At 47.6% G+C, this 24,110-nt stretch carries 22 protein-coding genes and 2 pseudogenes; 8 read left to right on the top strand and 16 right to left on the bottom strand.

The window, feature by feature from the left end; translation table 11 throughout:
- Window positions 1-11 precede the first annotated feature (11 nt).
- The 5 genes from ACN0TT_RS09580 to ACN0TT_RS09560 form a co-directional block, all read right to left on the bottom strand.
- Window positions 12-1,028, bottom strand: coding sequence for an efflux RND transporter periplasmic adaptor subunit (locus ACN0TT_RS09580; protein ID WP_417761927.1), 1,017 nt, complete (start codon window positions 1,026-1,028; stop codon window positions 12-14).
- Between the two features lie 584 nt (window positions 1,029-1,612).
- Window positions 1,613-2,911, bottom strand: a complete 1,299-nt coding sequence (locus tag ACN0TT_RS09575; RefSeq protein WP_417761926.1) for an OmpP1/FadL family transporter — start codon at window positions 2,909-2,911, stop codon at window positions 1,613-1,615.
- 334 nt (window positions 2,912-3,245) lie between these two features.
- The gene (gene putP, locus ACN0TT_RS09570) at window positions 3,246-4,697 is read right to left on the bottom strand and encodes a sodium/proline symporter PutP (RefSeq protein ID WP_417761925.1); all 1,452 of its coding nucleotides are present in this window, start codon (window positions 4,695-4,697) and stop codon (window positions 3,246-3,248) included.
- A gap of 357 nt (window positions 4,698-5,054) precedes the next feature.
- A complete protein-coding gene (locus tag ACN0TT_RS09565; RefSeq protein WP_417761924.1) occupies window positions 5,055-5,357 on the bottom strand; it encodes a hypothetical protein in 303 nt (100 codons plus the stop codon).
- Between the two features lie 652 nt (window positions 5,358-6,009).
- The gene (locus ACN0TT_RS09560) at window positions 6,010-6,456 is read right to left on the bottom strand and encodes a hypothetical protein (protein ID WP_417761923.1); all 447 of its coding nucleotides are present in this window, start codon (window positions 6,454-6,456) and stop codon (window positions 6,010-6,012) included.
- 298 nt (window positions 6,457-6,754) lie between these two features.
- Between ACN0TT_RS09560 and ACN0TT_RS09555 the strand changes: the two genes are divergently transcribed.
- Complete coding sequence (locus tag ACN0TT_RS09555; protein ID WP_417761922.1) at window positions 6,755-7,693, top strand: AEC family transporter; 939 nt, start codon at window positions 6,755-6,757, stop codon at window positions 7,691-7,693.
- Window positions 7,694-7,698: 5 nt separating this feature from the next.
- On the opposite strand, the gene ACN0TT_RS09550 is transcribed toward ACN0TT_RS09555, so the two are convergent.
- Both ACN0TT_RS09550 and ACN0TT_RS09545 read right to left on the bottom strand, forming a co-directional pair.
- Entirely contained in the window at window positions 7,699-8,448 is a 750-nt protein-coding gene (locus ACN0TT_RS09550; protein ID WP_417761921.1) for a class I SAM-dependent DNA methyltransferase, read from the bottom strand.
- Between the two features lie 158 nt (window positions 8,449-8,606).
- Window positions 8,607-10,364, bottom strand: a complete 1,758-nt coding sequence (locus ACN0TT_RS09545) for a M61 family metallopeptidase (protein WP_417761920.1) — start codon at window positions 10,362-10,364, stop codon at window positions 8,607-8,609.
- 377 nt (window positions 10,365-10,741) lie between these two features.
- Here ACN0TT_RS09545 and hinT point away from each other — a divergent pair, with 377 nt between their 5' ends.
- Genes hinT through ACN0TT_RS09525 form a run of 4 tightly spaced genes read left to right on the top strand, consistent with a single transcriptional unit; the run spans window position 10,742 to window position 13,314 of the window.
- Window positions 10,742-11,113, top strand: coding sequence for a purine nucleoside phosphoramidase (gene hinT / locus ACN0TT_RS09540; RefSeq protein WP_417761919.1), 372 nt, complete (start codon window positions 10,742-10,744; stop codon window positions 11,111-11,113).
- Entirely contained in the window at window positions 11,103-11,609 is a 507-nt protein-coding gene (locus ACN0TT_RS09535) for a PaaI family thioesterase (protein ID WP_417761918.1), read from the top strand. The genes hinT and ACN0TT_RS09535 overlap by 11 nt, the downstream gene beginning before the upstream one ends.
- Window positions 11,602-12,057, top strand: coding sequence for a PaaI family thioesterase (locus ACN0TT_RS09530; protein ID WP_417761917.1), 456 nt, complete (start codon window positions 11,602-11,604; stop codon window positions 12,055-12,057). The genes ACN0TT_RS09535 and ACN0TT_RS09530 overlap by 8 nt, the downstream gene beginning before the upstream one ends.
- 48 nt (window positions 12,058-12,105) lie before the next feature.
- Window positions 12,106-13,314: a hypothetical protein gene (locus tag ACN0TT_RS09525; RefSeq protein WP_417761916.1), complete on the top strand. Its 1,209-nt coding sequence runs from the start codon at window positions 12,106-12,108 to the stop codon at window positions 13,312-13,314.
- A gap of 100 nt (window positions 13,315-13,414) precedes the next feature.
- Here ACN0TT_RS09525 and ACN0TT_RS09520 read toward each other — a convergent pair whose 3' ends face one another.
- The 5 genes and pseudogenes from ACN0TT_RS09520 to ACN0TT_RS09500 all read right to left on the bottom strand — a co-directional run bounded on the left by ACN0TT_RS09520 (window position 13,415) and on the right by ACN0TT_RS09500 (window position 16,121).
- Complete coding sequence (locus ACN0TT_RS09520; RefSeq protein WP_417761915.1) at window positions 13,415-13,966, bottom strand: isochorismatase family protein; 552 nt, start codon at window positions 13,964-13,966, stop codon at window positions 13,415-13,417.
- A gap of 230 nt (window positions 13,967-14,196) precedes the next feature.
- Complete coding sequence (locus tag ACN0TT_RS09515) at window positions 14,197-14,484, bottom strand: helix-hairpin-helix domain-containing protein (RefSeq protein WP_417761914.1); 288 nt, start codon at window positions 14,482-14,484, stop codon at window positions 14,197-14,199.
- A gap of 46 nt (window positions 14,485-14,530) precedes the next feature.
- Complete coding sequence (locus tag ACN0TT_RS09510) at window positions 14,531-14,752, bottom strand: hypothetical protein (RefSeq protein ID WP_417761913.1); 222 nt, start codon at window positions 14,750-14,752, stop codon at window positions 14,531-14,533.
- A pseudogene (locus ACN0TT_RS09505) lies at window positions 14,749-15,147 on the bottom strand (transposase); the annotation flags it as partial. The gene ACN0TT_RS09510 and the pseudogene ACN0TT_RS09505, both read right to left, overlap by 4 nt.
- Before the next feature lie 218 nt (window positions 15,148-15,365).
- Window positions 15,366-16,121 (bottom strand): MipA/OmpV family protein, encoded by a 756-nt coding sequence (locus tag ACN0TT_RS09500; RefSeq protein ID WP_417761912.1) that lies wholly within the window; start codon window positions 16,119-16,121, stop codon window positions 15,366-15,368.
- 361 nt (window positions 16,122-16,482) lie between these two features.
- Here ACN0TT_RS09500 and gstA point away from each other — a divergent pair, with 361 nt between their 5' ends.
- Window positions 16,483-17,085: a glutathione transferase GstA gene (gstA, locus tag ACN0TT_RS09495; RefSeq protein ID WP_417761911.1), complete on the top strand. Its 603-nt coding sequence runs from the start codon at window positions 16,483-16,485 to the stop codon at window positions 17,083-17,085.
- Between the two features lie 71 nt (window positions 17,086-17,156).
- Here the strand turns inward: gstA and ACN0TT_RS09490 are convergent, their stop codons facing one another.
- The 3 genes from ACN0TT_RS09490 to ACN0TT_RS09480 all read right to left on the bottom strand — a co-directional run bounded on the left by ACN0TT_RS09490 (window position 17,157) and on the right by ACN0TT_RS09480 (window position 21,384).
- Window positions 17,157-17,870: a YczE/YyaS/YitT family protein gene (locus ACN0TT_RS09490; protein ID WP_417761910.1), complete on the bottom strand. Its 714-nt coding sequence runs from the start codon at window positions 17,868-17,870 to the stop codon at window positions 17,157-17,159.
- A gap of 478 nt (window positions 17,871-18,348) precedes the next feature.
- Entirely contained in the window at window positions 18,349-19,836 is a 1,488-nt protein-coding gene (locus tag ACN0TT_RS09485; RefSeq protein ID WP_417761909.1) for a S10 family peptidase, read from the bottom strand.
- A 261-nt stretch (window positions 19,837-20,097) separates the two neighbouring features.
- Entirely contained in the window at window positions 20,098-21,384 is a 1,287-nt protein-coding gene (locus ACN0TT_RS09480; RefSeq protein WP_417761908.1) for a sugar MFS transporter, read from the bottom strand.
- Between the two features lie 341 nt (window positions 21,385-21,725).
- Between ACN0TT_RS09480 and ACN0TT_RS09475 the strand changes: the two are divergent.
- Window positions 21,726-21,806: pseudogene (locus tag ACN0TT_RS09475) on the top strand (helix-turn-helix domain-containing protein); the annotation flags it as partial.
- A gap of 104 nt (window positions 21,807-21,910) precedes the next feature.
- Here the strand turns inward: ACN0TT_RS09475 and ACN0TT_RS09470 are convergent.
- The gene (locus ACN0TT_RS09470) at window positions 21,911-22,384 is read right to left on the bottom strand and encodes an NYN domain-containing protein (RefSeq protein ID WP_417761907.1); all 474 of its coding nucleotides are present in this window, start codon (window positions 22,382-22,384) and stop codon (window positions 21,911-21,913) included.
- Window positions 22,385-22,744: 360 nt separating this feature from the next.
- Between ACN0TT_RS09470 and ACN0TT_RS09465 the strand changes: the two genes are divergently transcribed.
- Entirely contained in the window at window positions 22,745-23,992 is a 1,248-nt protein-coding gene (locus tag ACN0TT_RS09465; protein ID WP_417761906.1) for a DEAD/DEAH box helicase, read from the top strand.
- Window positions 23,993-24,110: the final 118 nt, after the last annotated feature.

Below are 24,110 nucleotides of genomic sequence, written 5' to 3'. Positions count from 1 at the left end.
TCTTTGCCCGCCTAGTGCTGATGTTGTAGCAACACGTGATAGGCATTGCTGGCAATGACATCGCCGTTTTGCAGCCCTGCCAATACTTCAACTTCGCCATGCTGGCTCGCACCAATGCGCACTTGTTGTAAGACATATCGGTCGCCCACTTTGAGATAGACCCCAGTCAATTCATTCACGCTGTAGAGCGCACTGGACGGAATGTGCAGCTGCGGCCGTTGGCCGATGACGAAGCGGGCTTTGACCCAGCTTCCAGGCAGTAGTGTGGGAGTGTTATCTGGTAGCGGTAGGCGCACTTTATAGGCGTGGGTTTGATTGTCACTAAAGCCAAAGATCTGCGCATTATCGATGTTGAACTCTCGGCCATCAGCCAACGACACTTGTACCGTTTTTGCGTCAATGAGTGCTTGCCGATACTGCTGTGGCACTTGCATGACCACACGCATCTTATCGGTGGCATAGCCTGACAGCAGTGGTTGTCCGACGGTGACTGTTTCACCTTCTTCAACGTGACGTGCGGTCATCACGCCTGCATAGGGCGCAGCAACTATCGTATATTTCAGGTTTTCTCGCGCTTTAGTCACTTGCGCTAGTGCCGCGCTGGCGGCTTGTTGGGTGGATTTTGCATTGGCAATCGCTTGATCCATCGCGCCTTTGGAGATCGCGCCTTGGGGGAATAATGCCTGATAGCGTGTCAGCGTTTGTTGCGCTTCAACATCCAATGCCTTGGTGCGTGCATAACTGGCTTCTGCGGCAGCAAGTTCCGCGCCTTGCTCTATGCTGGTGATCTCCAATAAGGAGGCTCCCGCTGGTACCAAATCATTAACATCGAAATTAAGTCTGACAATACGGCCAGAGGTCTGCGCTGATACCGTGGCGGCTTTGGCTGCTTCAATTGTGCCATCTAACGTTAAATAGCTTGCCTTAGGCGTTTGACTAACCGTTAGGTTGGTGATCTCTGTCGCGTTCGATAGCTGTGGCAATGTCCACAGGGTGGTCACAAGGAGTAACGATAACACTGGGCGCATATCAAGCAATTCCAAATTGAATTACATCTATGAGAAAATTCTAATGGATGTTTTATAACAGCGCAATCTTTCATTAGAAAAATTTTATATAGTTAAGCTATGACTTAACTATGATACTGACATAACAGACCTTTTTAGCTTTGAAGCTGTGATGAATTAACGAAAGGAAGTAGCAACTTGTCGTTAGTACTTGGGCTTGTAGGCTAGGGGTTATGAGGGCAGGGGGTTTAGGCTGATAACGAAATTGCTTTCCACACAGCGCCATCTCGATTAAGCCGCCGATGCTGCATGTTCAGGAAAGTAGGTACTTACAAGTTAATTGTGACCGAGGTTAAAAATAGCAAAAAACCGGCACAAGGCTTAATGCTGAACAGTTAGTCACTTTTTTGAATAATTATGCTTATTTTATTCAATGTGTTGATGAAAAACCAAAGCCGCTATAATTCTGGTTAAATATAGATACAACAAGGGCTCCAGAAGGAATGACCAAAATCTCCTCTGGAACCCTTTATTTTACGAGCAATGGCTTAAATGACTTGCATTAAGCACAAGGCTGGCTTTAAAAATATCGTGAAACGGCCGTATTAGAAGCTATAGCTGTACTGCAGTGCGTAGTACATCGCTGACGACTTAGTCTTGGCGTTAACCGGACCAACCAAGCTACTGTTTTCGACTAGCTCAACTTCGGTACCGCGGACATAGGCTACGCCGAAATCGATACTGGTGTTTTTGCTCCACTTATAACCCGCACCAAAGGTAAACCATTGGCGATTTGAATCGGGGATAGACAGTGAGCTTAGCTCGTCAACAACACCGCGGTCATACATGTAGCCCGCACGCAACGTCACTTTAGGGTTCACCGTATAGGTCCCCCCCACACTACCTAACCAAGTATCGCGCCAGTGGTATTGCTTCAGTGGCGATTCTACGCCTGATGCCACTGGTGTGCCGGCATAGTCACCACTGACGATGGTGGCATCACCTTTTTTAGCGGTGATTTGCTCAAATGAGCTCCACGCTGTGTATTGCGCAGTATAGTGCACCGCAAAGCTTGGTGTCAGCTGGTGGAAACCTGCAAACTGGGTGATATCTGCCAGAGGTACTTCTAAGCGATCAAAGTCGATACCCACTTGCTGAGTGCTCAACCCGGTGATTTCTTGGCTAGACAGCACATTGATGTCGCCAGTTACTGTTACCGTTGGGCTCTTACGGAAGCTCAAACCAAAGCGGTTATCTTGGTTAAGCTCATACGTTACCCCAACAATACCGCCGTAGCCGACCCCATCAGCGTCCACATCCAGCAGTGGTCTATCGCCCGCGTAACGAGTCAACTTACCTTTACCGTAGATAGTGTCAAAGCCTAGACCCACACTCCAATGTTGGTTAATGCGGTAAGACAGGCTGACGTTAAAGTTGACGGTGGTTACTTCGGTTTCACCGATCAGATCAAATGGCGCTACAGCACGGTTTTCCACCAGTGATGCGGTATCGGTACCTGTACCATAATTAGAGAAAGCTGCTACACCAATGGCCCATTTGTCGTTCAATGGTTGGATATAGTAGAAGTTAGGGATCAGTTTGACGCTACCAGCGTCATCGATGCCACCTAAATCCACTGCACCCCCCGCAAAATTCACGTCTTTAACGTCAATCTTAATATCTGCCACGGTCATCCCCATGGACAGAGCAGCGGTATCAAACAGTGCCATAGCACTTGGATTACGAGCAAGTACAGCGGCGTTATCGGCAATGACTGCGTCACCAGCGTTTGCGCGACCGACACCATTGGCCGATTGGCTGTTCAACTGGAAGCCCGCGGCACCAGCTTGGAAGCTGCCGCAGGTAACTGCCAGCGCGAGAAGAGTCTTGTTAAACTTATGCATGTATTTGAGTCTCTGAAATTAGCTTTTATCGCAAGTGCTTGTTAGTAAAAACTAACAGCCCCCATTTTTAATAGCTCGCCATGTTATGTATCAGTGAAACTATCAGCAAGTCCGACCAGATAACAAAACGCGAGATTTCCCAATAAATATCGCGGATTTAGCGTTATCAAGAGTAAAACACTGCCATTTTTCACTCTTCCAACATGTTGATATACATAATGTTAGTTGAAGTTTATAAAGAAAATAGGACTTTAGTGTCAAAAAGTTTACCCGAAGGTAAGTTTTTGCAATTGATTAAGTGGTGGGTATCCTTGTGATCTATGTCACACGTGGCTTACAGCGATGTTTTAAACATAGTGTAACTTTGCTGAGTTGCATCATTGGGGGAAAATTTTTTACTAAAAACAACGCCAGCAAGGCTAGAAAACAGAAAACCAGGGGCTATTTCGTATAAAGCAAACAATCCTTGGTCAGACAACTTCCATAGCACCACGGTAGTGGCACCTACTAAGATGCTGGCTATGGCGCCTTGGCGACTATAGCCGCGCCAAAATAGGCTGAACAGTACCACTGGGCCAAATGCAGCCCCAAATCCTGCCCATGCATAACTTACCAAGCCCAGTACGCTGCTTTTGGGGTCGAGCGCAATGATCGCAGCAAGCAACGCAACGGCCAGTACAGCCAAGCGGCCAACCAGTATCAACTCACGGTTACTGGCATCCTTACGTAGCCAGCGACGATAGAAATCTTCAGTGACAACACTGGAACAGACCAACAATTGTGAATCGATGGTGCTCATGATCGCTGACAGAATGGCGGCGATCAGGATGCCGCCAATCCATGGATTGAAGGCTATTTGCGTGAGGTGTATGAGTACCGTTTCATGGTTTTCCAGCGGGCTATCAGCAAAGTACAGCATGCCCGCAACCCCTGTCGCTAACGCACCTAATAGCGATAGTATCATCCAGCTCATGGCAATGCGGCGCGACACCGTTAAATCATTACGTGAGCGAATGGCCATAAAACGGCTAAGAATATGGGGCTGGCCGAAGTAACCTAAGCCCCATGCTACGGCGGAGCACAAGCCAATAATGGTGGTTTTGTCACTTAATAATGCCAACTTGGCCGGTGCGATGGTGTCGAGACCTTGATGCAGTTCCGGATGAGTAAAAATGCTGACCGGTACAATCAGCAGTGCCAGCAGCATTAAACATCCTTGGAAAAAATCGGTCCAACTGACGGCAAAAAATCCGCCCAAAAAGGTGTAGGACACAATAATGATCGCGCCGACGGTAAGGGCAAGGCGATAATTTAGACCAAAGGTTTCTTCAAACAGAATTGCACCGCCGACCAGACCGGACGAGGCGTAAAAGGTAAAAAATAGCAGGATGGTGATCGCTGATACTAACTTGAGTAGGCCGCTGGTGTCGTTAAAGCGTTTTTCAAAGAAATCGGGCAGGGTCAGAGCGTTATCGGCGTGCTCAGTGTAGTGACGTAAACGTTTTGCCACCAGTAACCAGTTTAACCAGGCGCCGAGCACTAAACCGATCCCCATCCACGCCTGTCCCATGCCGTAAAGGTAGATAGTACCGGGCAGTCCGAGCAGCAGCCAGCCAGACATATCAGAAGCGCCAACGCTCAATGCAGTTACTGCTGGTCCCATCTGGCGTCCACCAAGAATGTAATCGTCAATCGAGTGTGTCGCACGAAATGCCCAACAGCCAATGCCAAGCATAGCCACTAAGTAACCAGTAAATGTGATGAAAATCGGCAATTCTAGGATCATGGAAAAATGTTGTGATTATTGTTGTTATTATGTTGCATGTTAGCAGTTGGTTAAGCGATACCACAACTGCTTATTCATCCCGTCAGCCATGTACATTAATGCTGGTAGGTGTAAAACGTGGTGGTGAGGTTCAGGAAGAAAAGGGCAGATGAACACGGGGCGCAGTAGTCTCTGGCAATAAAACAACCGCCCGCGGGTGGCTGTTAATATTTAGCAATCAGGAGCTAAAAATTGCTTAGCAGCGGCTTGATATCCAGCATCAGTAAATTTGTCACCCCAAATAACGTTTTTGTCATCTTTGCTGGCAGTGATCACCAAGTGAGTCATTGGCGCATCTGCTGTGGCACCATGCCAGTGTTACACGTTTGTTGGGCCATCCGTTTTGAATTTGATCACTTTACCGTCACGTGTAGCAGTCAGTGCAGTACCAGAGGTAACCGTCATATATTGATCCGCTGGATGGTGGTGCCATGCAGTGTCCGCTCTAGGTTGAAAAGTCACATACGCACCAGAGTAGTGAGCGGTGTCATTGGCAGGGAACAGCATTTCTACTGAAACATCACCAGTAAAGTATTTTTCAGGGCCGGCAAATGCACCTTGAGTGCCCGCTTGATACAATTCCTGACCGGTGGTGTTAGCTTGGTCAGTTGCGTTTACCACGCCCGTGGCTCTTAGTTAAATGTCCACCGTTCAATAGCGACATCAGTTGGTTATTCATATGCTCGCCTAGGGGCTGTTTATCTTCGCTGGTTGTTTTTGCAGTAGACAGAGCGTGATTTAGGCAAGGCAGGTGATATGCCGTGGCGTTATTCTCCACAAATATCACCTAACGCTGAATAAATGGCGCTATGTCACTGCCCGAAGGGGTCATTTAAACGCATCCTGAACTTTGTTGCCTCAAGTTTGCTTACTTGCCTAAGCGTTACTGGCTGCGCCTTGCTCATAATGCGTTTAATTTGAACAAAAATTAAACACTAAAGATAAACAGTTCCTAACTTCAGCCTGAGTGGCTTTGCGTCGGACGATATTATAAAACGTGGCTTGTTGGGTGAAATTTAAGTGGATAACGCGCCCACGTTTTATGCTGATGCCTTGGTTGATTAACGCCATAGAACGCTGGAATATGGGCCGTTGCTTATAAATATCCATTTAATTTCAATCGCTTATCATTCTTTGCTAAGACGGCACTATGACTAATGGTATTATTCATTAATGATATGAATCGAGATGATTTAACTCATAAACTCACGCGTTCACTGGTCGCAGTAGCGCATGGGGTACGCTGGGATTGGAAACATTAGTGAGTATATTTCTACAACAACTCTGGTTGTTCAATAACGGCAATATTTGCGGTAAGAATACTCAGCAATTGCGTTAAGGTTTTTAGGTAGCAATTCATGTGCTGCTGGCTATCCCACGGGCAGGTTGCGTCTTGATATAGAAAAATCCCCGACGCATTTTTGAGCCCCTCGGGTAGGGGTAATTGGCTTATCAACTGATAACTTTGGTCGGAAATGCTGCATTGATATTCGGTGTAGTCGACCCACTCATTAAAATCGCCGATGCCTAGCGGTTTATATTCGCGATTCACCAGAAACATGCGGCCAGTATTGCTAAATGGTGTGATGGCATAGGGCAACAATACGCGAATATATTTTCTGAAATATTCCGAAGAGGACAGTTGAATTTGTTGGTCTTTATCAAACAGGTGAATCAATGCGCCCTCAATTGTCCGCACCAACTGTTTTTCGTGAGCCATATTTGCTTCCATTCACTAGATAAGAAAAACAATATCTCACCGCTATCGCTTGAGTTGATGAGACCGCTACCATGCCACTATACCGTGTTGAGCCCCCATTAAACATAGCACCGTCATGCTGCGGCGCTCGCTATTTCGTTGGCTATAGTGGATAAACAGCAATATTGGCTATGTTAGTTTATTGTAAACTGCTGTTGGCTAAATGATTGAAATAAACCGGCGTGACTTAGTCCACTCGTTAACAATGGTGTAGAACAGCGTATACTAGCTTTTTCGACGGCAAAGGATGGTTGTAAACATGGGCGTTGGCGTCATCATTAATCAGATCATAGTGTTATTTCTGTTGATGGGGCTAGGTTTCGGTTTAGCGAAATCTAAGCTGCTAGATAAGCCAACTACCGATAAGCTGATTTGGTTACTGTGTTATGTGGTCATGCCATGTTTAGTGTTTAATGCCTTTCAAATTCCCTACTCCTCAGAGCTTTGGCACAACTTTATGTTAGTGGGTGGTCTGTCGTGTGCCATTCATATCTTATTTATTGTGATGAGCAAATTACTGCTCAACTCCCGCCGCCTTAAACGTCAAGGGATTGCCGAGCAGATGCAATTCACGGCAGTCTATTCCAACTGTGGTTTTATGGGCTTGCCGTTAGTGGTGGCACTGGTAGGCAGCAATGGCGCGTTTTACGGCTCAGTTTACATCGCGGTCAATGGCATCTTTGTATGGACCCATGGTTTACTGACGCATTCCGGCCGATTAGATCGCACTGCGCTAATCAAGGTGCTGTTTAACCCCAATACGTTAGCGGCGATTATTGGCTGCTTGCTGTTTGTATTGTCGATTCAGTTGCCATCGGCGCTGCATGATGCGATTGGCCATGTGGGCAAGATGAATACCGCCTTAGCGATGATTCTGGTGGGCGCTGCCATGGCACCGGTTAAAATTGGCAAGATTTGGGGTAGTGGTGCTGCTTGGCTCAGCGTACTGATGCGTAATTTGCTGTTTCCAGCCGTGGTGTTAGCGGCCTTGTTGGCGCTGCATATCGGCGGCGATATGTTGCTGGTGGTGTTGGCGCTCAGCGCCTGCCCAGTGGCGGGAATGTCAGTGATCTTTGCTCAGTTGACAGGCAAAAGCACCGACTTTCCGGTGAAAAGCCTCACGCTATCCACGATCGCCAGCTTAGTGACCTTGCCGATGATGCTGTCGCTAGCCAATATGTGGACGCACGCGAGTTAACATCTTCACTGGCTGCGTTTAGTGCACACTACGATGGCATTACCCGCGTCGGCAGTTATTGGCAGAATTTTGTGATAGTCATGTTCAAACAGTTGCACCTCAAAATAGGGGGCAAGCAGCGTGATTAATTCGGCAAACGTGACTGCCACCATTGGGTGTTCATCATGCCAAACCTGTTGTTCAGTATCATTGGTTTTAGTGATGCTAAGTTTTAACGCCTGCATTTCACCTTCACCGCGGTAATACCAACTGGAACGGAAGTTAAATTGCTCATCGTCTTCCGTGGCACCATGTTCGACAAATAACGCGTTGTTGATTTTATCTTTAGCCACCGCGTTAAAGCAGAACAATCCCTCGTCAGCCAAAGCATCATGCACGCTGCGTATACATTGCTGCAATTTCTCGATACCGCCGTTGTAGTGGATGGAATAGAGAAAGCAGGTGATCAGATCGAGTGGCTCATCGGCATTAAAGTTACCCATGTCCTGCATCGAAAATTGTGCTTCAGGGCAGCGTTTAGCCGCGATATCCAACATAGGTTGGTTGATATCTAAGCCCGCGCTTTGAAAGCCGAAATCGAGGAAGTGGCGCACATGTGGGCCAGTACCGCAGGCCAAGTCCAGATGGCGTTTACCGCCATTGCCAAACAGTTGCGCTAATCTGCTAACACAGTGGCTTTGGGCGTGATAGTCGATATCGACACACATCAGATCATAATAGCCCGACAAGTCGGTATATAGGGCGTTCGCAGACATAAATCAGTTATAGGTCATTAAGCGGTGGCGCATAGTAATGGAATTTTCCCGCTTTGCGAAGCGTTAACTGCTGGCGTTGATAAGGCTTGGGTGGTGGCGCTGAACTGAACATAAAAAGAGCGGCTAGGCCGCTCTTACTTCTCAAACTGGGGTTGGGTTCACGCTAACCAAGCGTTGACCAGTTGTTCGTCACGGACGACTAACGATACCGTGTCGGGTGCCGCGGCTTCTATTGGCAGTTCGCCGCTCATCAACACATCGTCACGGAACCAATGTAACTTGATGCTGCTACCTTGCGGATACAGTTGTAAAAACTGTTCAAACTGCCCCCCCGCTTGCAGACCATCGGCAGCAATCAGCAGGTCTTTGGCACTGAGTCCGGCACGATGCGCTGGTGAGCCATTAGCAACGCTGACGATGCGAATGCCCAAACCTTCCGCTTTATATTTCGCGCCGAAGCCATTGGCTAGTCCCTCCACATCACCGCCACCTTGATCGGTGTTGCTGCTACTGGCGCGCAGTTTAAGTTCAACCCCAAATTTGGCCAGCAACTCAGCGAGTGGCAGATCGGCCGCTTTATCAATCCAAGCAAATTCAGCACTGGCATCACGGCCTAGCAGTTCGCTGTATAGTTGCTGGTGGCTATCATCATCAGTGCCGATGGCGGTTAAGCCGTAGCGTTGCCACAGCAGCCGCATCAGATCATCAAGATTTTTCTCGCCGTGACTCTCTAGGCGAAGAGTTAAATCAAGATAAAGCGCAAACAGGCCGCCTTTGGTGTAGTAACTCACAATGGCGTTGCCAGCGTTTTCATCTTGCTTATAGAACTTAGTCCAAGCGTTGAAGCTGGACTCACTCAAACTCTGTTGCAAACGGCCCGCACCGCGATAAACGCGAGTAAAAGTTTGGCTCAGCAGTTCGAGATAGCTTTCACGATCCACACGACCGCTGCGGTAAGTCATGAAATCATCGTAGTAGGAGGTAATACCTTCATACGCCCAAAGTTGTGGCGTATAGGTTTCACTTTCCAACTGATAAGGGGTGAAGGCCGCGGGCTTGATGCGTTTAACGTTCCAGCTGTGGAAATACTCGTGACTGCACAGCGTTAAGTAACTGCGATAATCTTTGTCTACTGGCGCATCGAGCGATTTAGGCAGCTCGTTGCGAGAGCAATGCAGTGCGGTTGAAGCGCGGTGTTCAAGCCCACCAAAACCGCTTTTGAGCACTTGCGTCATAAACAGATAACGTTCAAACGGCGCGGGTGCACCAAACAGTTTAATTTGGCTCTCACAGATAGCGGTTAAATCATTGAGCAACCGCGGCATACAGCAGTGGTGACGACCCGTCAGCACAACATCGTGGCGCACGCCACAGGCGTCAAAACTGCCCAGCGTAAACGTGCCCATCTCAACGGGATGATCAATCAGTTCGTCATAATCCGCTGCGCGGAAGCGGCCAAAGGCAAAATCGTCACCTTTGATGCGTGGCAGGGTGGTCGCCACTTGCCAGCCTTGCAGCTGTGTTGGCGGTAAGATTTCTACTTCGTGTGGCTGCTGTTCTTTACCGCGCACCGCGAGAAATACGCTGCTGCCGTTAAAGAACCCATGCGTTTGATCTAAATGGGCAGTACGTACTGACAAATCCCACGCATAAATTTGGTAGCGCAGGTGCAGCACGTCAGCATCAGCTTCAATTAACCAACGTTGCTTATCTAGCTGTTGGATAGGCACTGGACGGTTAATCTCGTCTGAAGCGCGTAAGCCAATAATATTTTTGGCGAAGTCGCGGATCATATAGCTGCCGGGCAACCAAGCGGGCAGCCAGAATTCTTGTTGTTTTGCTGGCGCGTCAACACGCATAGAAACTTCAAATAAATGTGCCACTGGATCAACGGCGGTAATTTGATAACTGATCATGAGTCTGCTGATTTGAAGTGTAAAAAGTGCTCCACATGCTGCCAAAATTCGCTAGTTACGGCAATCTGAGCCGCATAAATAAAGCTAATTTTCTGCGAGTTTAAGACAACCGCTGTTTTATTGCGCAAAAGTGTTTGGCTGGCTTTACAGCTTTTGGCCGTGGTATGAAGCTGTTATGTTAGTGTTACTGGCGCATTCGTTACCGCTTACAGGTATAATGCGATCACGTTTTGAGCTTAGCACAGTGTTGTATAGTGCTACTGACATTACTCGGCACTGTTGGCCTAAAGGGGGAATTAAACGGGCTTTAATGCGTTTAGTTGCCACCACATACAATACTAAAAGGTCAACAGCCCCTAATCACCGGAGAGTGTACTATGGCTGAAGAAACCCTATTCAGTAAGATTGTCAGACGTGAAATTCCTGCGGATATTGTCTATCAAGATCATTTGGTGACAGCGTTCCGCGATATTGCTCCGCAAGCCCCCACACATCTATTGATTGTGCCCAACCACGTTATTCCTACCGTTAACGATATCAAAGCGTCTGACGAGGCTGCGCTTGGCCGCATGTTCACCGTCGCCGCCAAGTTGGCCGCTGAGATGGGCGTGGCGGAAGATGGTTTTCGTTTGATAGTGAATACCAATAAACATGCTGGTCAGGAAGTATTCCACGTGCATATGCATCTATTAGGCGGCAAAGCGTTAGGGCCGATGTTGAGTCAAAAAAACGAGAATAATGAAGACTAATCCAGATTTTTTCCCCATGACCTTGTTGGCAACGCGCTTTGTTAATCAACTGGCGCAGTGCCGACGTTTAGGGCTGAAAGTACATGAGGCCAGCGAGCATCATGTGTTGTTGGAACTGCCTTATAACGAGGCGCTTATAGGTTACCCTGACACCGGCGTGTTGCACGGCGGGGTGATTACCACCTTGATGGATACCGGCAGTGGTTGCGCGGTGATCTGTGCCATCAAAGAGAAGTTTGGCACGTTAGAGATTTCGCCAACCTTGGACTTGCGCGTTGACTATATGAAGCCAGCCCAGCCACATAAGCCGATATTTGGCATGGCGGAGTGTTATCGCTTGTCCTCCAGCGTGGCTTTTACCCGTGCAATTGCTTATCAAGACAGTGTGGATGACCCCATTGCACACGCAGTCGGTTCATTTATGCGCATCAGTCCCGAGATGATTGGTGATAGTTTCCGCAAAGCCTTGATGGGCGAGGAGGTGCAGTATGACTGAGGCCAAAGCACCACTCACTGATGTTAAAACGCTGGTCGCTCGTGTTGCTGAAACCAACGATTTTGCCGATCTGATTGCCCACGTACCTTATGCCAAATTTATTGGTATGCAGGTAAATCGCTTTGGCGATGAACTGGTGTTTCAGTTGCCCGCTAATGACGACAATATCGGAAATCCGGTGTTGCCCGCGTTACATGGCGGTGTGATTGCTGGCTTTATGGAAATGTCGGCCATTATGCAGCTGATGGTATTTATGCAAACCAGCAAAGTCCCCAAAGTGCTGGATTTTTCTATCGACTATCTGCGCGCTGGCTATCATAAAGACAGCTACGCCGAGTGTCATATTACCCGCCAAGGCCGCCGGGTGGCCAACGTGCACATTGAGTGCTGGCAAACCAGCCGTAAACAGCTGATTGCTACCGCACGTGCGCATTTTTTGATTGAATAAAAATTATTTATTGGATTTAAGCTGAAATTTTTACAGGGATAGGTTTTTATGCAGATACTTATGCTTAAGGGAAGTTCCCAATATGACGTTTTGCGTTTTTTTGTTGATGAAGTTGGACATGGCTTTAGAAAATTAGGATTTGATGTCAATACAGTTGATCTTATTAGTGATGACTGGAAACCAAAATTAACTGCAGCAATGAAGTCTGGAATTGATGTTGTTATCTCTTTTAATGGTATGGGACTTGGATTGCAAACTGATCAAGGCGATTTATTATTTGAAGCGTTAAAAGCCCAATGTATTTCTATCTTTGTTGATCATCCTTGCTATCATTACTCCAGAATTATTACAGCACCTTCCAATACAATATTTACATTTATTGATAAGTCACACGTAGATTTTTGCCGTCAGTACTTTAACGATAAGAATTATGTGTTTTATTTTTTACCTCATGCTGGTTCAAAAATTAATCTGGCTGAACATCCTGAATTGTCCGCAACGATGATTAATGATTCCTATGAAAAAGCATCAGTGATGTTTAGTGGTTCATGTAAGGAGGCATCTGTCGATAGTGTTGGCGAACAGTACGCTTCTTCGCTACTTAAGTCGCTCTTCTACAATGTGTATGATGAAATGACAGGCTCCACTACGAAGAGTTTTTATGACGCAGTTGGTGATGTGATGAAGGATAAGGGACTTCATATTGCAAGCACCGAGCGCCTGGTACTGATAGTAAATCAAATTTTTGCCGGAATTAATCAAGTTCGTTGCGCTGAAAACCGCCAACGGCTGTTGGGTGCCGCAGAGTCTACCGGTATTAACGTTGATATTTATGGCCCAGCAACTTGGACAGCATATTGTGATGATAAAAAATTCCTTAATTATCGCGGTCAAAAAAATTATCAAGAAATTTTAGGCTTATATCAGCAGTATCAATTTGTACTGAATGACAATAATGATTTTTATAATGGTTCACATGAGCGCCATTTTGATGCATTAGTCAATTTTTCCTGTCCGGTTTCTCCTATCAATGAATATTACCAAGGTGGCCAGCATGGCAGCGGTATTGGATTGTTTTTTGACCGAAATAATCCGTTGGAAGTTATTGGTGAATTAAGCAACACTGAAGCGCTTTACGAACAGTTTAAACAGGGGTTAGAGTCAACCGAAGGTGATTTTAAGTTCATGCATAGCTGGCAAAGTCGCGTTGTGGAACTCGTTAATTTGATCGGATTATTCGGTCAAACAAAAAGATAACCGATGTGTAAATAAAGCGGATAATTGCGCGTATTAGCAGGAGCAGTAGTGTCCTTGTTTTTAACGAGGCCACTACTGCTTTTACATAGGTAAAGCGGGGTTACATCGCTTGACTCGCGGCCAATGGATGAGTGAGTTCAGCTGTAGCAATTGCCCGCACGGCCACACCAAAGCTGGTGATTTGCGGCAGGGTGCAGTTATGGTGCTGACGAATGAACTCACCACTGCTGTGTGGTTTATCGTCGGTAGTGTGCGCATCTGCCACTAAGTCTACTGAATACCCCAGCTCTGCGGCGCGGCGCACTGTGGTGTCGACACAGAATTCAGTGGCGTATCCACAGACGATCAGATGGTCGATGTCGTGTTGATCTAACAGTGGCTTCAAAATGGTGTTTTGAAAGGCATCCGGCGTGCACTTCTGTACAAATTGATCCCCTTGGCGTACTAACAAATCATGCTGTAAACGCCACGCATCGCTGCCCGCTACAACGTCAGCGCTTTGGTGCTGAATAAACACTACTGGAGTGCTAGTTGTATGCGCCCATTCGGTTACGGCGTTGATGTGGTTGATGGTGGCCGCTGCATCGTATGGCTGATTTTCTTGTTCAAAAAAAGCACGTTGCACATCGATTACCAACACTGCAGTTTTCATGGTAGTTCCTTCCATTTTCAAAATTGATCATACGGAAATCATTGTGCTAAGCAGTGGTGAACTGGGAATAGTGCGAATGATCCGTCAATACGGCAATTAAACATACGGCTTGAGCTACAGCTAAACGTTGATATTGGTCAAAATATAACGCTTTAGTAACTAATTTACGGAGTGGAGGTTGACAGTAAATGGCTTGGTAGCGGCTTTTGAAAGTTAATTGGTTATAAAAGCTAGAGTGAATATAACTTTTTACGCTCAGCGGTGTAATGCCACCATGCTTGCGGTGCGTCGCCATCAGCAAAACGAACCAATGAGATCATCACATCCAATACGCAGGGGTCTTGGCGTTCTCCGCTCAGTTCACATAATCGGAGATAGAGCTGATAGGGATCTTGCCCTTGCAGTTGCGTCGGATGATGAATCCCCAGCAACTGCAGGTCGGCGGCGGTTGCTGCTCCTACATTGGGCAGATCTGTCAGCCGTGTTACCTGTTGACGAATGACTTTGGCGGGATGCATGTTGTTATCCTTATCATTGCGATTAATGACTTATGCTAGTGCGAAATTAGGTGACTGACGAGAGGTTAGCACGAAGAAAGTCGCTAACCGCTTCTAACCGTAATTTTAGGGCTAACGGCTGCGAAAAATGCCTTAGATGCCAAACGCGGGCGGTTGATAATCGAGCTGTTGGCGCCAGTTGCTTGGTCGCTAGGTACGGGGTTACATCCAGTTGTGGCAGTATCGCCAAGCCGCTGAGGTTGAGCACCGCACTGAAGGTTCCCCTCATAAATCAGCTAATGCGTAACCATCTTGGCCTAAAATCGTCCTTAATTGCGTTGCTGCGGCAAGCAGCTCCCGCAACGGGAATTCATAACCTGATTTCAGTAACACCTCGCGCCCTGGTCGCACGATGGACAGTACATTGTATGTTGATACCGTGTTGGCCTGAAAGTCTCGCTGCCACCCTCGGCTCAAAGCATGCAATCCTGCCAACCAAAACAAGCATTGTAGCATCAAGGCTATCAGCAAGATGATGTCAAACCGTTTGGGGCAATGTGTTCGGCTTTGACGCAGTCCAAAGCCGAAGGCTGGACTGTTGAAATCTCGGAACGTTTCCTCTATTTGCATTCGTTTGGCGTATAAATTGATTATTTGCTTGGCTGAACGCGATTCACTTGGCAGGCCAGCAAGTTAGAGATTGCCTTAAAGATGATAGTTGTAATGTAAGCGCTCAATAAACCCGTAAAGCCCTACTCAATACTGCTGATATCAACATGCAACGGCATCAGAACCGACACGTCATCGGTGAAAAATGCTTCACCATATCCCGGAAACTCACGTGGCTTATTAACTAAAAATGCGCGTTAACCGCAAGGGTAACGCGCATTTTCTATCTTGGGTTACATCTTGTAGGTGACAGTGAAATAGGTTGAGTAAATACCATCACGCTCAACCATTGGGCTATCTGAGACTCCACTGGGTTCCCATGTGTAACGTAGCGCCAATGAGGTGGTTAGTTCTGGGTTTACTTGGTAACTAGCCGTTAAATTCACATAGGGTAGGAAGCCTGAATCTGATTTAAATTCAGTCAACCCAGAGGCTACCGCTTCGCGTTGACTTACGCCGCAGTAATAACGGTTAAACTTGTCATTGTGCCACTCAACACCAATAGCAGGTGTCAGTGACAGGGCTTGGTTCCACTTAAAGCGATAACCGTAGTTGGCATCCGCAGTCACACCACCATCACTTTCATCAAGAGCATCAATGTGTGATGCCACATTGACTTGTCCCCAGTCTGCTGACAGACGATATCGAACCCCCACCATCGCAGTGCTATGACGTCGATTGAGCAACTTCATTTGACGGTTGCCAGTGTCATCTGGATCAAATTGACGTGGCGAGTAGCTAACATCTAGCGCTAAGGCATGTTGCTTATTTTTGATGAGGTAGTAACCGGCAGAAATACCGCGAACATAGAAATTATCGGATTCATAACTCACCATTGGAATGGGCAGCACGAGATTGTCGTAGTCTTTATAGACATATTGTGAATAGCCGATAGCTCCACCAATGCTAAGTTGATCTTCAGCTAAAGATGGAAGGGAGGCTGTACCACAAGCGGCAATCAGCGCTAACTTCATCCATTTATTCATCATCAATTCCTCTGATATTTTAGGGGCTGTTGACCTTATCTGGTCATTTTCACGCTATTTAGCGGCCAGAAGGGTTCATTTAAACGCCTGCTGAGCGTTGTTGCGTCCAGCTTACTTAGTTGCCCAAGAGTCACTGGTAGCGCCTCATTCATAATGCGTTTGGGGTGAACGAAAATCAAACATCTAGGGGAGATGACCCTAGTGCCGCCGAGTATAGCCAACGCAACTTGAACGCTAGCTTAGCATCTTGTGAGGTAAACATAGAAAGCTTTTACGGTTCCGATACTTACCTCTCGGTAAGTACTTCCTTTATCAATGAAGATGCATAGACTTATTCCGGTATTTAATCAAGGATCTATGACAGATGAAATTGTACTTTACCCCTAGTGCTTGTTCATTGGCACCACACATCGTGTTGGAAGAACTCGGTTTCCCATTTGAATTAGCGCAAGTGGATATACCTACCCGTAAAACCGTTTCAGGTGAAGATTATCTGCAAGTTAACAGCAAAGGCTACGTTCCTGCATTGATGATGGATGACGGCACTGTATTGACTGAAGGTATTGTGATCTCGCAATTTTTGGCTGAAATGAAACCAGAAGCGGGTTTAGTGCCAACTGACAGCATGGCTCGTTACCAACTGCAAAGTTTGTTGGTGTACCTGTCAACAGAAATCCATAAACCAATGGGCGCGATGTTTAACCCTAATCTGGTGGGTGACGCTCGTGCCGCAACGGCCGCACAGCTGACTAAACGTATGGACTGGTTGGTCGCTGAGTTGGGGGAGCAGCAATACCTGTTCAATAACCGTTTCAGCGTGGCTGATGCCTATTTCTTTACCATTCTCGGTTGGGCTGGCATGGTTAAATTTGATTTGAGCCCATGGCCAACACTGGAAAGCTATCGCCTGCGTATTGCTAGCCGTCCAGCAGTGCAAGCGGCAATGAAAGCGGAAGGACTGATTTAATCTCATCCCTTGCGTTGGCAAAAGCCCCGTTTTTACGGGGCTTTTGTATGATCAGCGACTTAGCAAGGCGCCTACTGTTCGGTTGCTTTATGGATCTTGGCGGCGGGGGCTGTAGTTTTAGTGGGTTCATCACTAACCGGAAAGTAGCGGTCAACAAAGTGGAAACGGATCACAAACTGTTTCACCAGATATCCCACCAGCAGTGCAGCAATTATCGTGCCTTCACGAATACCAAGTAACTCGCCAAACAGCAGCAATGCGGTCAGCACGCCACACAGCACCATCGCGCTATCAATACTGATTTTGACTTTGCCAAACTCGGTTTGCAGCAAATCGGTAATTGCCACCGCCAGCCCTTCGCCCGGTAGGTAGGTTAAGTTGGCTTTCACAATGAAAAACACGCCAAATGCCAGTACCGCACAACTCGCAACACAGGTAAACAATTGCCAGAAATAGTTATCCGGCTGTAGCTGTTGCAACAATAGCATGGAGCAATCGATAAAGTAGCCAAAGAAGGATGCCGCGATAATTTGCAGCAGTTGCAGCGGCCGATAGCGGCGGCGTAGCAGTAGTATCTGCAATAGCACAATAAAGCTGTTGAAGATAATGGTCAGTTCACCGATGCTCAGCGCAAAATGCAGGCTCAATACGTAGGGGACACAGGAGATCGGTGATACGCCGAGGTTGGCTTTAATCGACAGCGCAACGCCGATAGCCATAATAAATAGCCCGATGACAAATAGTGTGATTTTGTTGAGCAAATGGTGACGTGAAATCTGTTTCATTTTCCTTCCTTTATCTATGCGTCACAACCATCGCCGCCCTCAAATCGCCAAGTTTGCTCTTTGGCAAACGGCGTGTTGGTGCGCGAATGGTGAACTGCTAATGTTGAATTTCAGTGTGGGCATTCAGCAAACGGGCGTTTGCTGAACAACAGCGATAACGACAATGATTAATCGAGATGTGTTTTGCTGGCTGAACTCGCCATGCATAGTGATATAGCGGCAAACACTGTGATACTGAAAGCGCAGTATTATCCGCCAAAAAACAGAGAATACTTTGATCGCGATAGCGAAATCCGCCTGAGCAGTATGATTAAGTCGATAGAGTTCAAACCTGACTGACACTCAACATTGCTGCTGTTGGCGATTGCGGCCATTAAGTGAAGGCTGTATGTGAGTGAAGGATAAAACGAAGCAAGGTGGCCACGTACGCTGATGTTAAAGGGAGGTTGGGCTGGCGCACACCAGCCCAGACGGCGAGCTATTGGGGGTAAAATTGATGAATATCTTGCGCCAGTTTTTCAAAATCGGGTTGGTGCAGATAGATCATATGGCCAGATTCGTAGAAGGTTTGTGTGACGCGTGATAGATCGATGCCATAACGGCTAAAGGTATATTCCGCATCAAAAAATGGCGTGGCGTAGTCGTAATAACCGCTGGCAAGCAAAATGTGCATGCTTGGGTTTTTACGCATCTCTTCTGACAGTTCATGGGCACTATTCACATATTTGGGTTCGCTGTGTGAGTTGCGCTCATAGATCCAATGGCGGTTCACTTCACTAGAACTCACCACATAATCGCGTGACCAACTTACTTGCAAGTCATTCGCCAAATAGTGGCGGAATGCCGCGTTATAGGCGGAGGAGATCGCTACGCTAGCGGCGTCGTAATGGGGATGAACGTCTAAATTGTCTAGCTCATCGTTTTGGTAACGTGAGTCTAAGCGGCCCACAGCTAGGCCTTGGTCAGCCAGCAACAGTTTTACATGACGGCTAGCCTCAACACGCAGGTTAGCACGTTTAATAATGTCTACTGGTAACCCGGTGAAATACGCCAGCTTATCGGCAATCGCATCAAACTCCGTTTTTGGTAACTGGCTGCCTTTGAACAGTGCGGGCAGGTAAGTATCTACCGCGAAGCTTTTGGCCTGTTCGACCAGTGCTTGGACGGTGATGCTGCTTTGATCGATTTTGCCGTGATACCAAGCTGTCGCCGCCATGGTTGGCAGATAAGTCACGTAGGCAATTAAGTTATTGGCGGCAGGCGTGCTGCCGGTGTAATCCAATGCTTGGCTAATCAAAATCAAGCCATTCATGCGAACCGGATTACTGCGGTCATCTAAATAGGGTTGCATCGCTGCGGCGCGGGTGGTGCCGTAACTCTCACTGGCAATATATTTGGCGGAGTTCCAACGGTTATTTTTTGCAATCCAACGTTTAACAATTTGGCTGACTGATTCGGCATCTTCGGGTAATCCCCACACATCTTCAGCGGTGCCTTTGCCTGCCAATTGGCTAAAACCTGTGCCGATAGGATCGATAAACACTAAATCGGTTTTATCCAGCGGACTCAAGGGATTGTCGTGCAACGTATAGGGGGCGTTACCTGCGTCTTTAGCATCACTGGGCACTGACACCACTTTTGGTCCGAACAAACCCATATGCAGCCAGATAGATGCTGAGCCTGGACCACCGTTGAACACAAACGTCACAGGACGATTATCTTTGCTGTTGGCCACATAAGCGGTGGTAACGGCATCGGCAATCACATCACCTTGGTCGTTATACAGATGCATATTGCTTACTGTGGCGGTGTAGTTGACCGTTTTACCGTGAAACTTACCTTTATGTTCTGTGGCAAAGGTTTGTAACTGCGGAACTTCCAGCGTACTGGCTTCTGGCGCCGCTGGTGTTTGCGCCCACGCGGGAATGCAGCTGAGTAAACAGCCGATAAGCAAAAATTTCTTCATTAAGTGATCCTAATCTGCACTCACCAGTGGCTGGCGAATTTTACTGTCGAACGACATTTGTTATGCGCTCTATCATAAGTGTTAACTTATCGATAATTAAGGGCTTAAACCGGTGAATAGCCGCAATAACGGCAGTATTTGGTGAACAAATGTTACGAGGTGAGTATTGCTGAAGCTGCGAGCTAGTGACAGTTGCTTGAGGGGGTCAAACATTTGCCGCGGTGCTACTAGTGAGCACCGCGGCCATAGGGGACACAAGGATTAGTGACGTGGACGATAGCCGCGTGCACCGTACCAAGCGATATAGATGTAACAGATGATCGGCAGCGCTAATGCGATGTGCAGGCCAGCAGCATCGGCAAATTTACCTACAACCACAGGCACAATCGCCCCCCCCACAATAGCCTGACACAAAATGCCTGAACCTTGTGAAGTATGACGGCCAAGCCCGGTCAGTGCTAAGCTGAAGATGGTTGGGAACATAATGGAGTTAAATAAGCCGATAGCAATGATTGACCACATAGATGTCGAGCCGGAACTCATCACGGCGGTCGCCAGCAGTGCAACGTTGACGATGGCATTGAATGCCAGCACCTTGTGCGCTTTAACATAGTACATCACAGCAGAACCGATAAAGCGGCCTACCAAGGCGCCGCCCCAGTAATAACTTACATATTTAGCCGCTTCAGTGGCGGTGAAACCCGCAATGTTTGGCAGCTCTAAGAAGTTAATCATCGTTGAACCGATGGTTACCTCTGCACCAACATAAGCAAACAGGCCCAGTGCACCTAATACAAGGTGAGGGTATTTCCACGCCGAACCTGATTTGTCATCGCTGTCAATCGCTTGCTCTTCTTCCTCTTGACGCATATCTGGCAGTTTCATCGCTGCGAAGATTGCCGCCAACAAGCCAAGGGCAATAGCCAACAGCAGGTAAGGGAACTTAACTGCGTCAGCTTCTTGCAGATGCATTGCAGCTTGTTCTGCTGGCGTCATATCCACCGAATAGGTGGCAGAGCTCAGAATCAACAAACTCCCGGCCCAAGGAGCCAGTGTACCGCCTAAAGAGTTCAGTGCTTGGGTCAGTGTTAAACGGAAAGAGGCGGTTTCTGGTTTGCCGAGAATAGTGACATAAGGATTGGCCGCCACCTGCAATATGGTGATCCCTGATGCCAGAATAAACAACGCGCCCAAGAACAGCGGGTAGAGTTTTGAGATGGCCGCTGGGATAAATAACAAACATCCCACTGCGGCAATCAACAATCCAACCACTAGGCCCCATTTATAGCCAACCCGTTTAACCAGCGCCCCAGCGGGTAACGACATGACAAAATAGGCGCCAAAGAAACAAAATTGGATGAGTAACGCTTCGAAATAGTTAAGAGAAAAGGCGTTTTTGAGATGGGGAATTAACGTGTCATTGAGATTCGTTATAAAACCCCAAGCAAAAAACAGAGTAGAAAGAATCACTAAGGCAAACAGGTAACCTTTGGGTTGATTTTGCTCCGGTGTTTTTTGCGGTGTGCCCATTAGCGGTGAAGCTGCCATGGTGTCATACCTCATTTTTTTAGGAATAATTCTTATGATTTGCGGCTTTTTAGCCGAGGGCACTATGCCCGTAAACCTGCAGCTTGGCAAGCTAGATTATCGATTACTAAAGTTATTTCTTATGACTAAAAGCCTCTGCCACCTTATCCCCCAATTAAGCAAATGACAATGTTGACTAAAGTTGTATTTATTAGGAGAACCGTGAGTTAGCGCACATGATGCGGACGGCTGTTGACTGTGACAATTTGCCACAGTTATTGTTACACGCGGTCTGTTTATAATGCGTTAATATTCAAAGTTTTACCTATATTTTGTGGGCAGCTCATTGTTCTCGATTCCTTGTTTCTTCTACCGCCGCAGCGCTAGGCATTCACCGGCGTACGCTACAACGCAAACTGCAAAAATACGCGCCTGTGCGTTAAACCCACGTAAGCGACTCGGCGCTTCAATTGCGGACTGTCCGAACGCACATCTGATGGAAAACGTGAGTTTGACGTTACGCTGCTACGGCGTTGGAATAGCGCAGCTACAGCAATAACTGCTCATCAATGGCGATAAAACGATTGGCAGCATGCACCAATGATGCGGCAGTTAATGGCGGAACACCATAAACCTCTACCGATTTGCCGTGGTTTTGCTGTAGCGTTTGTACTAACGGGGTAAAGTCGCCATCGCCGGATACCAACACCACGGTATCGGCCGCGGCAGTTTGCTCGAGGGCGTCAATGGCAATGCCCACATCCCAATCGCCTTTGGCTGAGCCATCAGCACGTTGAATAAAGGGTTTGAGTTTTACCTCAAAGCCGATAGCTCGCAGAATATTTTGGAACTCGCGTTGCTTACTGTCACCACGGTCAATCGCGTAGGCGAATGCTGCTACCACTTGACGTCCTTGGGTTGCTTGCGCCCAGAAGCGGTTGTAATCGAAATGACGTCCATAAGCTTGGCGGACAGTGTAATAAACGTTTTGTACATCAACCAATAAGGCAACATTTTCCATGGGGTCTCATTCAACGTTAAGCTATTAGCGCACTGGCGCGGGATCGTAGCAGATTTGCTAGCTAATTGATGCTCGGGCGAGGAGTTTATGGCTATTATAGTGGCTGAAAGCTAGAAGCCATCGGTGGCTCAACTTGCTTAAAGGAATGCTCGTAATGCCTTCGCCTAAAGGCTGTTGCGCATTGGTGGCCGATTTTTAGTCGAATTAAGTGCTATATGGACGAGGCGCGGTCAGCGTGAATAGTCAACTCAGCAAGTTGAACGCGACAAAGTTCAGCTACCGCGATTAACTCTCCGCTGACTTTTAACGTTTCGATGCTACAATCGCGCCGTCTTAAATTACGGTATGCGGTGTTTGGTTATGAGTTTCTCCTCTCTTGGTCTTCATTCTGATTTATTGGCGGTGCTCGATGCGGTGGGTTACAAGGTGCCAACGCCCATCCAGCAAGCGGCCATTCCTGCCGTGTTAGCGGGGAATGACGTGATGGCGGGGGCACAAACCGGAACCGGTAAAACCGCAGCCTTTGCTTTGCCATTGATTCAACGTCATCTGGTGCGTGCGACTTCAGCTAAGGCCATTCGAGTGTTGGTGCTGACGCCGACGCGCGAACTGGCGCAACAAGTACACCAAAGCTTCGTCAAATACAGCCAAGGGTTAGGGCTTAACGCGGTGGTGGCTTATGGCGGCGCGAGTATTAATCCGCAGTTGGAGGCGCTTAACCAAGGCTGTGATGTGCTGGTAGCAACCCCAGGTCGCTTGTTGGAACTTGCTTTCAAAGAGCTTATCGACCTCAGTAGTTTGGAAACCTTGGTACTGGATGAAGCCGACCGTATGTTGGATATGGGCTTTATTATCGACATTAAGCGCATTCTTAAGCGCCTACCCGCAGCGCGACAAACCTTGTTTTTCTCCGCCACCTTTAACGATGAGGTGTTTGCCCTGAGTAAAACCATGTTAAAGCAGCCTAAGTTGATTGAGGTTGCTGAGCGCAATGCGATGGCGGCGCAGATTGAACAACGTTTTTATGAAGTCGACAATCAGCGTAAAGCTGGGTTAGTGGCGTATTTGATTGGTTCCCAAAACTGGCAGCAGGTGTTGATCTTTACCCGTACCAAACAAGCGGTGGATGAACTGGTAAAAGAGCTGGCGAAAGATGGCATCAGTGCGGCGGCGGTGCATGGTGATAAATCGCAAGGCGCTCGTGATCGCGGTTTAGAACAGTTTAAAGCGGGGCAGGTGCGAGTGCTGGTGGCCACCGATGTGGCGGCGCGGGGACTGGACATCGAGCAACTGCAATATGTGGTTAACTACGAACTGCCTTATAACGCCGAAGATTATATTCACCGTATTGGCCGTACCGGCCGCGCTGGACAAACGGGATTGGCGGTGTCGTTGGTATCAAATAAAGAGAAATACTTGGTCGAAGATATCCAAAAACTCACAGGCGAGCAGTTTTTGCTGCAGTGGCTGGAAGGTTTTGAGCCTAATCTGCTGGTGCAGGATGAGGCGAGTAGTAATAAGCGTAAGCCGTCGAAGAAAAACTTACGCGCCAAAGCGCTTGGACAAAGCCGTAATAATAAGAAGCCGAACAAACCACATCGGCGCTAATGCCATAGCGGAGTGATGAGTCATCTCCGTTGTGTGTTGATGCTTGGGCGGCGCTTACTGCCTGAGCCGCAACCACTAGAATAAACGGCCGCATGTTGCTATGTGCTCATGGCGGTTT

It is taken from the genome of Shewanella sp., assembly GCF_048265805.1.
Lineage (GTDB): Bacteria > Pseudomonadota > Gammaproteobacteria > Enterobacterales > Shewanellaceae > Shewanella.
The sequence above is the reverse complement of the archived record's forward strand: the minus strand, read 5'-3'. Positions and strand labels throughout refer to the sequence as shown.